This window comes from Acinetobacter sp. YH12096, from assembly GCF_013419215.1.
Classification (GTDB): Bacteria; Pseudomonadota; Gammaproteobacteria; order Pseudomonadales; family Moraxellaceae; genus Acinetobacter; species Acinetobacter amyesii.
Genome location: NZ_VPAM01000021.1, coordinates 22,763 through 35,966, shown reverse-complemented (window position 1 = coordinate 35,966; position 13,204 = coordinate 22,763). Strand labels below are relative to the sequence as shown.

Annotated in this window: 9 protein-coding genes; 4 read left to right on the top strand and 5 right to left on the bottom strand. The window is 41.0% G+C overall.

The window, feature by feature from the left end:
- The first annotated feature begins 1 nt into the window (after window position 1).
- The 4 genes from FTU36_RS10155 (at window position 2) to FTU36_RS10140 (ending at window position 6,427) form a co-directional block, all read left to right on the top strand.
- Window positions 2–1,690 (top strand): AAA family ATPase, encoded by a 1,689-nt coding sequence (locus tag FTU36_RS10155; RefSeq protein WP_180117755.1) that lies wholly within the window; start codon window positions 2–4, stop codon window positions 1,688–1,690.
- Window positions 1,683–3,215 carry a TnsD family Tn7-like transposition protein gene (locus tag FTU36_RS10150; RefSeq protein ID WP_180117753.1) on the top strand — a complete coding sequence of 511 codons (1,533 nt, stop codon included), beginning with the start codon at window positions 1,683–1,685 and terminating at the stop codon, window positions 3,213–3,215. Before FTU36_RS10155 ends, FTU36_RS10150 begins: the two co-directional genes overlap by 8 nt.
- Window positions 3,216–3,365: 150 nt before the next feature.
- A complete protein-coding gene (locus tag FTU36_RS10145) occupies window positions 3,366–4,832 on the top strand; it encodes a Tn7-like element transposition protein TnsE (protein ID WP_180117751.1) in 1,467 nt (488 codons plus the stop codon).
- A 224-nt stretch (window positions 4,833–5,056) separates the two neighbouring features.
- The gene (locus tag FTU36_RS10140; RefSeq protein ID WP_180117749.1) at window positions 5,057–6,427 is read left to right on the top strand and encodes a phosphomannomutase CpsG; all 1,371 of its coding nucleotides are present in this window, start codon (window positions 5,057–5,059) and stop codon (window positions 6,425–6,427) included.
- A 102-nt stretch (window positions 6,428–6,529) separates the two neighbouring features.
- On the opposite strand, the gene FTU36_RS10135 is transcribed toward FTU36_RS10140, so the two are convergent.
- From FTU36_RS10135 to galU, 5 genes are all read right to left on the bottom strand, one after another.
- The gene (locus FTU36_RS10135; protein WP_180117747.1) at window positions 6,530–7,972 is read right to left on the bottom strand and encodes a capsule assembly Wzi family protein; all 1,443 of its coding nucleotides are present in this window, start codon (window positions 7,970–7,972) and stop codon (window positions 6,530–6,532) included.
- A 183-nt stretch (window positions 7,973–8,155) separates the two neighbouring features.
- Entirely contained in the window at window positions 8,156–9,172 is a 1,017-nt protein-coding gene (gene galE / locus FTU36_RS10130) for a UDP-glucose 4-epimerase GalE (RefSeq protein WP_180117745.1), read from the bottom strand.
- A complete protein-coding gene (gene pgi, locus FTU36_RS10125) occupies window positions 9,165–10,880 on the bottom strand; it encodes a glucose-6-phosphate isomerase (protein WP_180117743.1) in 1,716 nt (571 codons plus the stop codon). Before pgi ends, galE begins: the two co-directional genes overlap by 8 nt.
- A complete protein-coding gene (locus tag FTU36_RS10120) occupies window positions 10,880–12,148 on the bottom strand; it encodes a nucleotide sugar dehydrogenase (RefSeq protein WP_180117741.1) in 1,269 nt (422 codons plus the stop codon). Before FTU36_RS10120 ends, pgi begins: the two co-directional genes overlap by 1 nt.
- A 139-nt stretch (window positions 12,149–12,287) precedes the next feature.
- On the bottom strand, window positions 12,288–13,169 hold the full coding sequence (gene galU, locus FTU36_RS10115; RefSeq protein ID WP_180117739.1) for a UTP--glucose-1-phosphate uridylyltransferase GalU: 882 nt from the start codon (window positions 13,167–13,169) through the stop codon (window positions 12,288–12,290).
- Window positions 13,170–13,204: the final 35 nt, after the last annotated feature.

Sequence of the window (13,204 nt, the reverse complement as noted above, 5' to 3'; positions counted from 1 at the left end):
GATGAAAGTCAACGCCATTTATCAACCGAGCTTTGGTCAATATAAAGGCAATCCACTTATAGAAGCATTGCCGCCAATACGTAATTTCAACGATATTAAAACAGCCTTGAAATGTACAGTAGATATTAGTCCGCTTGAGAAACATGAACCCGGAGTGGTTAGAAGTCATCTGATTTCTCAGCTCATGAATAGTTTTTTTCTGCCTATTTCAAGACACTATTCACTTGAGCAAAAGCTTGGCATTATGATTCGTGATGGATATGTCGCACGTAATCTTGAAAAAGGTGAATTAGCTACTCACCTGCAAAATGGTTACGAACGAATGATGACAGGGGATATCCATGCGTTTCGATTTAAAACAGCACAATCGACTGCCAAGAGTATGTCTTTTATTGGCTGCTCAGGGAGTGGAAAAACCACCACATTAAATCGAATTCTAGCAACATATCCTCAGGTCATTTTTCACGAAAAATATAACTTCACCCAAATTGTCTATCTTAAAATTGACTGTCCACACGATGGATCATTAAAAAGTTTATGCTTACATTTTTTCAGAGCTGTGGATTCTGCAATTGGCTCAGATTATGAAAGAAAATATGCTTTAAAAAGGCATGGTGTTGAAACGCTGATGCATCTAATGAGCCAAATTGCCAATCTTCACGCGATTGGCTTATTAATTATCGATGAAATTCAACATTTGAGCGTTAATAAATCTGGGGGAGAGAAAAAGATGCTTAATTTTTTCGTCACCCTCGTCAATATCATCAGCTTACCTGTTGTAATGGTCGGTACACCAAAAGCACGCCCTATATTTGATGCTGATTTCAGATCAGCTCGAAGAGCAATTGGATTTGGGGCAGTATTATGGGAGCCGATCAAAAATGAAAAAAATAGTGTTTCTCCTCACACTCAGCAAGTGATCAAGTCTGAATGGGTGGGGTTTACAGATACACTTTGGAAATATCAATGGCTGACTAAAGCAGATCTTTCTCTATCTGAAGATATACGGGAATGTTGGTATAAACTATCACAAGGTATACCAGATGTGGTGGTGAAACTGTTTGTATTGGCTCAGATCAGAGCGATCGAGACTGGGGTAGAACGTATTACGATCAGACTGCTAGAAACCACCTACATGCAAGATATGATCCCAATCCATGCCATGATTGAGGCATTACGCAGTGGGGATCCTCAAAGAATTGCACAGTACTCAGACTTAAGTATCCCCGAAGTCGACAAAAAATTACTGTACTTGCAGGAAAAGATTAGACAAGAACATGGCGAGAAAGATGATGTCGATATCTATGATGGAAACTCACAGGCGATTCGTCTGCATCGACTATTGGTTGAATTGGGGTATCAATCAGATCTACTCCCAAACATGATTAAAAGAGCATTTCAGTCTTATCCAAATACAGACATGCAAACTTTGTTGCCTGTGATTATGCAATGGCTCAAAGATGAAAATGACCTCGAAAAAGTCATGGAAAATGATCAGAAAAAAGCGCTCCAATCCCCTCGAAAACCTACCATCAAAGCTGCAGCATGGCATCAGTTAGATAATGCTGACTTACGTTTTCAATACAGTCAAAAAGACCCTCTTCTTTCATTTTATCAACACCTGAAAGATCACACAGGGTATGTAATTGATATTGAGCAATGGCTCAGGGAGAGTCATCAACATGTTTAATTTTCCCACGCCTTATCCTGATGAGTTGATCTACAGTACTGTAGCACGTGCTGGAATACGTTTGGCCCTCAGTAGCCCGAAACAACTCCTTGATGAAGTGTTTCAAAATCGTAAAGTTTCTGCAACGGTAGATCTGCCATGTCATCTTGAAAAAATTTTGCACTGGCTACCCCAAAGACTTTATGATTTAAATCATCTTATTGATAAACACACACTATTCCCAATATATGCTTGCTTTATTCCCGAAGAAAGACGCCAAAACTGCTTACATTTCATGCAAGGAGCATCGCATGGTGCTTTGCACTTAGCTGTAGGACTCAATGCATCAAAAGTTAATATTCCGGAATACTTACGCTACTGTCCTCGATGTTTCGAAGAACAATTACAAAGCTATGGCGAATGGTATTGGTCTAGACTGTGGCAAATTCCAGGTGTTAGTTGCTGTCCTCAACATGGGAAACTCCTCAATAGTAGCGTGCAATATAGACCCGTCCATAAGCATGAATTCAAAGCCGCTTGTTTAGAGAACTGTCCAACACATGCCCAAGAACCCGCCTCCCTAGATGAAATTTTGATTGCACAAAAAGCCATTGAACTTTGTTCACTTACAAACACCCCGTCTGCTAACTTAACGCAATGGACACTTTTTTATAAAGACCTTGCCTTAAAACATCATATGGTCAAAGGCAAACATCACATAGTACATGAACTCATTTACCAAAAGATTATGCAACGTTGGCCGATGTCATTTCTAATACAGCATGGACTAGGTGATCTGTGTACGGAAAATAGCTGGCTTCATCATATGTTTAGAAAACATCGACGCAGTTTTTCTTACTTAGAACATTTCATCGTGATTGAAGCATTTTACGGTGGGAAGTCTTGGACTTTTCAAGAGATTCTCAAAGTGGTGAAAGCATATTCACCTACGCCAACAAGCTTCTGTGACAACACCGTAGGCGAAAAGTTACAACCCACAGTTATCCATACCCAACGTCATTTATGGTTAACTGCTTTAGCACAAACCTCTATTGTGAATGCAAGACGACAAAATACAGCCCTGTATGCTTGGTTATACCGTAATGATAAAAAATGGCTAGTAGAAACCAATGCTCAGAAACAGATGCCATTTATTCCATCTGGGAAAAAAGTCAATTGGAAACAACGTGATTGGGAAGGCGTCAAAACATTACTTCGCTTACACCAACAATTGCTGGAAAACCTTGACTCTCCTCGAAGAACAAGAACCTGGTGGATCAAACAATTAAAAAGCCCATCAACTATTGAAAAGAATTTAGATAACTTACCATTAATCGCAAAATTTCTAAGCAAATACCAAGAAGATGTCAGCTGCTATCAAATTCGGCGCTTATCACGTGAACTTCTGCTAAATAAACTCAAAAATGAGTCTATCCCCTTGTGGGTATTACTCAGAAAAGCTGGCTTAACAACAGACAGAATGACAAAAGAAACCCAAAACTTCCTCAACCAGGTCATACAATATGATCAGATTATTAAGGTGTAATAATGCTGAAAAATTTTCCTGAGAATGCCTTTATTCGTTCCATGGGGACTATTTATAGAGAACAAAAAAACAAAGCTTGGATGATCGAACTTCAGCTCAACGACCTGATGTCGAAAAAAAAAATATCCTGTCGGGGTTAGATTCTCAAATATGCATTTACTTGCACGTCAAAGATGTTTAAAACCAACTCCAGAGTACAAATCGGCAGATCCACTCATTCTGACATATAAAATTGAACATCTCAGACGCTGGCACAATACATGCAACATCTACAGCCAACAAAATCAGTTGTCTCAGATCATGACTGATCTTGATCATCGCTATGAAAATACCTTAGTGCATTTACCCAAGCTTGAACTTGCCCGTGCCTTGTTTTTTCATAATGCATACTTTGCCCGTAATGTGTTCAATCCTGAATTTTTGGATGCAGAGTTTGCTGTCAAAAAAATAAACAAAGATCATTACATCATTCATGAATTGGTGTCAAAAAGTTTTCCTACTACGCTTTATAACTCTGTTGAAATACGCAGTGTTCTCGCTTGGATCCTAGTTAATCGTGAAATTAAAGCCTGCTATAAAAGTATTGCCGCCCACTTAATTTCACAAAAATATCAAGACAAATCAAGAGAGAAATGGAATTTCGACTTTAGCTGTCCGTCTTTAAGAAATACAGAAATTACGGTAAAAGCCTATTATTCAAAAGAATCAGATCAGATTTATATCAATGAAATTCTTGAAATTAAAAATATACAACCCAAACTTCCTAAGCTGGTTGAGTTTTCTAGCTCTCAATTTATCCAAAAACAAAACGAAACGACCAATACAACAAAGGGTAGCTATCGCATTGAAAAAACGCCAGAAGAACCGGCTATTGATGATCTACAGGAAGCAAGTTCAGATAAAGGTACGGTAATTATTAAATCTGAACCAGTACTGTTAAGTTTTCAGCAACCAATCCGTACTGCCAAACGCTATATAAAACTCAAGGGGATGAACAAGTCATATGGGGAAGAACGAGGTACCTTTGATGATCCAGATGTCGTTGCGACAGATGAACCATCAATATTAGGGACCCTTGGACAAGGTGAATTCATGGGCCTCGCAGATGATCTTCAATATCTAGAATATTACAGTGAAAGCCTTACTGCATTCAAAGAAATGATCATAGGCTTAAATGAGTCAAAGGTTATTGTATTAGACTCTGAAGATCCACATTACCATCGATTACCCAAAGTGGGTAAATCGCGGCTACACTATATTCATAAAGATCATCCCCGAACATTGCTTGAGTTCAGATTCAAATATCAAGACAGAGCTTCAAGTATTTTTGAAATTGATCTTGATGATCGTGCGAAGAGTATTTCTACTCTAATAATTCAATGGAATTCTGACACGCATCCTAGTCAAGAGGTCATCAAGAAACTTACACTAGAGATTGTGAGACTCTCTTTACGTTGGCCTGCTAAGGAAATACTTTCAGAATGGGGATTATTTAAAACTATTAATCATCCTAAAAAGTCACAGACATCAATGACATATACTTCGGAAGAAATAGAGCTATGGCGGCTGAATATCATCAGACACCTATCTATCCTGGGGCATTCCACATTCAATTGATATTAAATAATACGATTAAAAATCATGCGGTAGATATATCATTTATTGATGGCATATACTGTAAACATTGAAGTATTTTTCCCATAAAGGATGTCTATCGGTAATTTTTGAATAAAGACCTATTCAGGCTGTTAAAATGCTTAGCTGAGATGTGTATATCAGATGCTCATCTTTAAAATATATATTTATATCTTTTCCTTTTTTGAGGGATATTGCAGGATTACATGACAAAACTAACTTGCTTTAAAGCCTATGACATTCGCGGCAAACTTGGTACAGAACTCGATGAAGAGATTGCTTATAAAATTGGTCGTGCGTATGGGCAAATTTATCAACCAAACAAGATTGTGATGGGCTGCGACATCCGCCTCAGCAGTGAAGATTTAAAACAAGCCACCATCAAAGGCTTAAATGATGCGGGTGTTGATGTATTAGATTTAGGCATGACAGGGACTGAAGAAGTCTATTTCGGTGCCTTTCATCTAGATGTGCAAGGTGGTATCGAAATTACTGCGAGCCACAATCCAATGGACTACAACGGCATGAAATTGGTCCGTGAAAATGCACGTCCGATTGGAGCGGATTCAGGGTTAAAAGAAATTCGTTTATTGGCTGAATCAGGCAACTTTAATGAAGTTACCACAAAAGGCAAAACTGAAAAATACAATATTCTTCCTGAATATATTGATCATTTAATGTCTTATATTGATCCTGCCAAAATTCGCCCACTCAAATTAGTCATGAATGCTGGTAATGGTGCTGCGGGCCATGTGGTTGATGCCATTGAAGCAAAATTTAAACAGTTCAATATGCCTGTTGAATTTGTCAAAATTCACAACGATGCCGATGGCACCTTCCCGAATGGTATTCCCAACCCGATTTTAGTTGAAAACCGTGACAGCACCCGTAATGCGGTGATTGAACATCATGCAGATATGGGTATCGCTTGGGATGGCGACTTTGACCGCTGCTTCTTATTTGATGAGAAAGGCCAATTCATTGAAGGCTATTATATTGTCGGTCTATTGGCACAAGCATTCTTACTGAAACAATCTGGTGAGAAAATTGTGCATGACCCTCGTCTGGTTTGGAATACCTTTGATGTGATTGAACAATACCAAGGTGAAGCGATTCAGTCTAAATCAGGGCATTCATACATTAAAGAAAAAATGCGTGAGCACAATGCAGTATATGGCGGTGAAATGTCAGCGCATCATTACTTCCGTGATTTTGCTTACTGTGACAGTGGTATGATTCCTTGGTTATTGGCGATTTCTGTACTCTCAGAAACCCAGCAAACATTGTCTTCACTGGTTGAAGGCATGATTGAAAAGTTCCCTTGTTCGGGTGAAATCAATTTTAAAGTTGCGGATACTCAAGCCACCATTCAAAAGATTTTTGATCACTTTGCCGATCAAAATCCTGCGATTGATAAAACAGATGGTGTCAGCCTAACTTTTGGTGCATGGCGTCTAAATGTACGTGCTTCCAATACTGAACCTTTATTACGTCTCAACATTGAAAGCCGTAAAGACCAAAATCCAAAACCAATGCAAGATTATGTCGATGAATTAACGCAGTTGATTCAAGGGTAAATTTTTCTGCATGCTAATAAAAAACCATTCAACTTATCATATAAGTTGAATGGTTTATTTTTAGCTTAACTAGAAAGAAATTCTATTTAAGCTGACGACTGATTAAAATAGTGAACGATCCAATGGAATTTCGACTCCGATAGACACTCCCGCATCTTGACCATAGACATCAGAATCACTCACCCATCCATTCAGTTTCAATGGCGCATTTGGTTTTAAGTAATGTGTCCAAGTAAGATCTAAAGCTTTAATTTCATCTTTTTGCGCAAATGCATGATTATTTATTGAATTTGACTGATTCACTTTGGCCATCATTACTCGACCATTTAAGCGATTCATAACATCAAAGCGAATGTCTCCACCGAGACTTAGCATTTGACCATCCCCACCCATGGTATGCCCTAACGGGAAGCCGTGTTGATAATAGCCATCTTGATAAATATAGTGATTATAGGAAATACCTTGTACGTCGCCATTGGTTCGAGTATCAGTCCATTCCGCATACACCTGGAAAGGTAAATTATTCAATTGTGAAGAATAATCTACCCCTGCTAAATACATTTTTTTTGAAGGAAGAAGCCCAGCTTCATCTTCACCTACATATTGCCCATAAAGGCTAATCGGGACACCACTCCAGTGGTTTAAATTAAGGCGTGCATCAAAACCTGCAATTTGATTAGACTTATCTAGATCGCCATCATAAAAGTTGTCATTACCTTTAATTGCATTCCATAATGAGTCAAAACTTTCTGAGCGCCCCTCACCTCCCCATTGAAGAATTCGAGAAGCACCAAGCTCCAAGTACGGCAATGGCTGTGCAGTTAAACGAAATCCTAATAATTTGGCATCGGGAATTGCATCGTAATCATCTAATTGACCTGCAAAAGCTTGATATTGCCAAGGACCAATCCATGACAGCCACTTTGTTTCAAAGGCCTGTTGTTCAGCACGCTGCATGGTCAAACCATAAACAGGGCGACTCGCATCACCACGAATTAAGCTACCATCATGTCCAGGACCCCAATAGGTAGGGATTTGACCCGCAATCAACCATTGATTCCACAATTTACCAGCAAGATATGAGCCTTCCACATTGACATCTTGTCCATGATCAATGATTGGATCTTTTTCAGCATTTACTCGCAATTTTGCATCCCACTGCGTTCCACCTGCATTCAATTCAAGTGCCGCTTGATATTGCGATTTTTGCTCATCTGCAAATTTTTGCGGGATATTTTGTGGATCTGTTTCAGCAAATAAAGCGAGCTTAATAGAGGTATTTTCTGCTTCTAAATTTGCCATAACCGAATTGACAACTTTCTGCTGAGCAGTGTTTTCAATTTTCGCAGTGGATAATGCACGCTGAATTTCTTCGCCACTCAATGGCCAAGTCGAAGTGCTAATTTGGATCACACCTTGCTGATTCAGCCAATTTAGATCTGTACGTAGATCATCATTATTCAAAATGATCCCTTGAGCGTAAACTGGCAGAGCTAGAGAAGAAAAAATGGCAAATGATAAAACCCTAAGAGTTTGATATTTCATATATTATTTCAGTCAATTTATCTTTCACATATGATAACGATTTTTTTCAAACAAAAGATAAGATCTATTATTATTTTTGCACAATCAATACACGACTCACGACTTAAGTTAAATAGTTAGAAGTATGGCAAATACAAAATTTGCCATACTGTCTTTAATGAATTTATACACTAAATTTAAATCTTAGTTGTATCCATTTGGATTTTGCTTTTGCCAGTTCCAGCTATCCTTCAACATATCTTCTAAACCATATTGAGGCTGCCAATCTAACTCTGCGACAGCACGGGCATTATCAGCAAATGAAGTTGCAACATCACCTTCTCGACGAGGTACATATTCAAAGGGTATCTCAATACCATTTACCCTCTCAAAAGTATCTCGAATTTGTTTTACTGAAATCCCATTGCCTGTACCAATATTCCAAGCACGGCATCCTTGCGTTTTTAAACGATGATTCAATGCGCATAAATGTGCATTGGCCAAATCAACCACATGAATATAATCACGCACACCTGTACCATCTACCGTGTCATAATCATTGCCAAAAATTGACAACTTATCACGACGGCCGACTGCCACCTGTGTGACATAAGGCATCAAATTATTGGGTATCCCTTGTGGGTCTTCACCAATTTGACCACTTTGATGTGCCCCCACAGGGTTAAAATAACGCAATAATGCAATCGACCAACGCTCATCAGCAAGGGCTGCTTTTTGTAAAAGCTGTTCTACTATCAGTTTGGTATAACCATAGTTATTGCTTGGCATGCCCGTTGGCATCTCTTCATTCAACGGCGAAATATTGGCTTCATCATACACCGTGGCCGATGAACTAAACACCAGTTTAAACACATGCGCACGTTGCATCGCCTGAACCAGACTAATTGAACCTGCAATGTTGTTGTCAAAATAGCTCAGTGGAATTTGTTGGCTTTCTCCCACTGCTTTGAGTCCTGCAAAATGAATCACTGCATCAATTTGATGTGCAGCAAACACAGCATCCAAAGCAGCAGCATCACGAATATCACCCTGAATAAACTGCAAGGTTTTGCCCGTCAGTTGCTGCACACGTGCTAAAGACTCTGCCGAACTGTTGCATAAATTGTCTAGCACCACCACACTATGCCCTGCATTCAGCAACTCGACACAGGTATGTGAACCAATATAGCCAGCACCGCCTGTTACTAATACATTAACCATCTATTTTTCCTAATAAAATTTTTAATAAACCTTGAGTCGATGCATCGAGTGCGGATAAATCCTGCTGCTGCCCATTTAAAATAGGCAAAAGCTGATTGGCAATTTCCTTACCTTTTTCTACGCCCCATTGGTCAAAAGGATTGATATTCCACAGCACCGATTGTACAAAGACTTTGTGTTCATACAAGGCAATCAACATGCCCAAGCTATACGGATTGAGTTCTTGCAATAAAATACTGCTACTTGGCTGATTACCACTGTACTGCTTATACGCAGCTAAGCCATCTAATTCCTGCTGATCTAAAGCCTGATTACCAAAGGCCAAAAGCCGCGACTGCGCCAAGCAGTTGGACAAGGCCAAATGATGCTGCTCTACCAAAGCCTCAGCATTTTCCGCATAGGTAAATTGATTGGCATTATAACGCTGCACAGGGGCAATAAAATCACAGCTGACCGCATGTGTCCCTTGATGCAACAATTGATAGAATGCATGCTGTGCATTCGGTCCGACCTCACCCCAAACAATCGGGCAAGTATCCAAGCTCACCGCCTCGCCATTACGCTGAATCGACTTGCCATTCGATTCCATTTCCAGTTGCTGTAAATACGAAGCGAAGTATTTTAAACGTCCATCATAAGGCAATACTGCATGAGTTTGAATGTTGAGAAAGTTGTTGTTCCACACGCCCAACAAACCCATCAACACTGGGATGTTCTGATCAAATGCAGCCGTTTGAAAATGCTGATCAACCGCGTGTGCACCTGCTAAAAACCGCTGAAAACCCGCAACGCCAATGGTCAGGGCAATCGGTAAGCCAATACACGACCATAGCGAATAGCGACCACCCACCCAATCCCAAAGCAAGAGCTGATTTTCAGGACAAATGCCCCAAGCGGTCATTTTATCGGCTTTGGTGGATACCCCAATAAAGTGATGTTTCAGAATTTGCGCATGTGTACCCAAGGCCTTTTCTAGCCATTGTTTCACCGTTTGCGCATTGGATAAGGTATCAATGGTGCCAAAAGACTTGGACGAAATAATAAATAAAGTAGTTTCAGGACGCAGACGATGCAGCAATTCAGATAGCTGGCTGCCATCCATGGTGGACACAAAATGTACATTCAGTGGTTTTTCAGTTGCCACTTTAAAATCAGATAAGGCTTGGGTCACCATCAATGGGCCTAAATCTGAGCCACCCACACCAATATTGACCACATCCTGAATCACTTCACCCGTGGCACCACGGTATTGGCCTGCATGGATTTTTTCCACCAAGGCATACATACGCTCAAGCTGGGTATGCACTTGCTCAGTCAATGCAGCGTAGGCATCGGTCTGTTCGGAAGAGCTTGCTGCTATGCTAGCTGCGGGTAAACGCAAGGCCCAATGCATCGCATCGCGCTGTTCGGTATAGTTGATTTTCTCTGAGCCTGTTGCCGTTGAAAATAAACGTTGAATCCACTCAGTAAGCTGACTCTGCTGTGCAAACCGAACCAGGGTCTGCAACACCTTGGCGTCAATCCGATGCTTGCTATAGTCAAACAGCACGCTGTCCAAAGCCACCGAGAAACGCTGAAAACGCTGTGGATCTTGAGCAAACAGCTGATTTAAATGCAGCTGCTGAAACTGTTGCTGCAATTGTTGTAATTGCTGCAAGGCGGTTTGCTGTGGCTGATTATTTGCCTGTGATGTTGTGGTACCCATCATTAGCGACCGACTCCCATATAAGCAAAACCTTGTGCCTTCACAAATTCAGGATCATAAATATTACGACCATCCAAAATCAGCGGATGCTGCATCTGCTGCAACAAAGTTGGATAAGCCAAACTCCAGTACTGTTTCCAAGCGGTCAGCACACATAATGCCGAGGCGCCTTCGACGGCTTGGTATTGGTCTGTACATAAAATCAGATCATCGCGCTGACCATACTGGGCCACAATTTCAGGCAAGGCTTGTGGGTCATGCAATTTGACCGTCACACCCTGCGCCCACAACGCAGGCAACATCACATGAATGGGAGAATGTTGCACCCTTGCGGTATTTTCTTTAAAGGCTGCACCCCAAATGGCCACAGTTTTGCCGTTTAAATCGCCCTGATAATAATTCCACAGCTTTCTAAACAAGAGTTCTTTTTGTTGTTCGTTAATGTCCCAAACCTGCGCCAACAGCTGACTTTTTACCCCTGTGGTGGATACGGTACTGGCCAGAGTCTGAATATCATGGCTAAAGTTTTCACCACCAAACCCCGCACCAGGATACATATACGATGCACCAATACGGCTATCTGCCGCCATACCCTGCCGCACATGCTCAATATCAATCCCCAATTTTTCTGCCACCACCGCCAAGTCATTGATATAACTGATACGGGTTGCCAACATACCTGAAATACTCAGTTTGGTAAATTCTGCATCCAACACGGGCATAAACAGGTATTGCTGTGCACGTGGAAATAAAGGGCGGAGTAATTCTTTGAGTTTGACTTGCGCACGTTCATTTTCACAACCCACCGTGAGTTGCTGTGCGCGGGTCATACTTTGAATGGCATTGCCCTCTTGAATCATGTCGGGCAAATACATCCAGTCATCTTGTGGCAAGATTTTTTGCAGGCGCTGTGTGCCATTTAAACCCAAAGTCGAGGCATTGATCATCAATTTAGGGTGAATGATCGGACGTTGTTGCAACTGCCCCAATACCGTTAAAGCATGTGCTTCTTCAGTCGGGTTCAAACTGAGTAGATACACATCCACATCTAAAGGCAATGCAGCAAAATCACAATAGTGTAAAAAGCCTTTGCTGCATTGTTGTTGTAATAACAGGCTCAAGGCTTGGTCTTGAAAGCTGAGATGTTGCTGTTCGAGTGGATGGGAAGCATCCTGAAAGATATCGCACCAATAGACTTGATGCCCACATTCTGCCAAGAGTGCAGACATCACGCCTGCATAGAGGGTTTTTCCAAAGACTGCGACTTTCAAAATGTGTTCCTGTGTATTGGTTGATGCCGTTTACTTCACGTGGGTTCCTCCCTGAGCAAGAGTTTAAGCACTGCTTTAAATTCTTGCGTAAGAAGGGAGGCTAGGAAAGATTTTCTAATCTTTCCCCCCTTAATCACCTTTAAGATTCAATCTTTAACTCTTGAATCAAGGCTTTAAAATCATCGCCTAATTTTGGATGATCGAGCCCATAATGCAACACTGCTTTTAAGTAACCCAACTTACTGCCACAGTCAAAAGTCTGACCTTGCATACGGTAAGCTTCCACCACACTATTTTGCTGCAACATGGCAATCGCATCGGTCAATTGAATTTCATTGCCTGCCCCTTTAAGGGTGTTTTCGAGCAAAGTCATAATTTCTGCAGGCAAGACATAACGCCCTACCACCGATAAATTAGAAGGTGCCGTGCCTACTGCGGGTTTTTCGACAATGCCCTGCATCACGGTACTTTCACCTTCAGCAGGTGCTGTGGCTACATCGACAATACCGTATTGATCGACCAAATGATCTGGCACTGCTTCGACCATAATCTGTGCGGCATGGCTTTGCTCAAAACGCTGAATCATGCGTGCCAAGTCATTTTGTGCAGCATCATCTTTAACCAATACATCGGGTAACAGCACTGCAAAGGCGTCATTGCCCACTACAGATTTAGCACATAAAACCGCATGCCCTAAGCCTAAAGGTTGTGGCTGACGTACACTCACGACACTGACATGTGCAGGTAAAATTTCGGTAATTTCTTTGAGCAAATCCAGTTTTTGTTTTTGTTCCAAAGTGGTTTCTAGCTCAAAGTTACGGTCAAAGTAGTTTTCAATGGAGGCTTTAGAGGAATGGGTCACCAAAATAATTTGCTCAATCCCTGCTGCAACTGCCTCCCGTACTACATATTCAATCGCAGGACGATCGACCACAGTCACCATTTCTTTGGGAATGGCTTTACTGGCTGGCAGAAAACGGGTGCCTAAACCTGCAACGGGTAAAATGGCTTTTTTAATCATCTCAGATACCTAATTTCACACAAATTTTTTAGTTA

Bases quoted from the DNA above. Each gene is read 5' to 3' on its own strand.
- FTU36_RS10155 (WP_180117755.1), top strand. From the start codon at position 2: ATGAAAGTCAACGCCATTTATCAACCGAGCTTTGGTCAATATAAAGGC.
- FTU36_RS10150 (WP_180117753.1), top strand. From the start codon at position 1,683: ATGTTTAATTTTCCCACGCCTTATCCTGATGAGTTGATCTACAGTACT.
- FTU36_RS10145 (WP_180117751.1), top strand. From the start codon at position 3,366: ATGCATTTACTTGCACGTCAAAGATGTTTAAAACCAACTCCAGAGTAC.
- FTU36_RS10140 (WP_180117749.1), top strand. From the start codon at position 5,057: ATGACAAAACTAACTTGCTTTAAAGCCTATGACATTCGCGGCAAACTT.
- FTU36_RS10135 (WP_180117747.1), bottom strand. From the start codon at position 7,972: ATGAAATATCAAACTCTTAGGGTTTTATCATTTGCCATTTTTTCTTCT.
- galE (WP_180117745.1), bottom strand. From the start codon at position 9,172: ATGGTTAATGTATTAGTAACAGGCGGTGCTGGCTATATTGGTTCACAT.
- pgi (WP_180117743.1), bottom strand. From the start codon at position 10,880: ATGATGGGTACCACAACATCACAGGCAAATAATCAGCCACAGCAAACC.
- galU (WP_180117739.1), bottom strand. From the start codon at position 13,169: ATGATTAAAAAAGCCATTTTACCCGTTGCAGGTTTAGGCACCCGTTTT.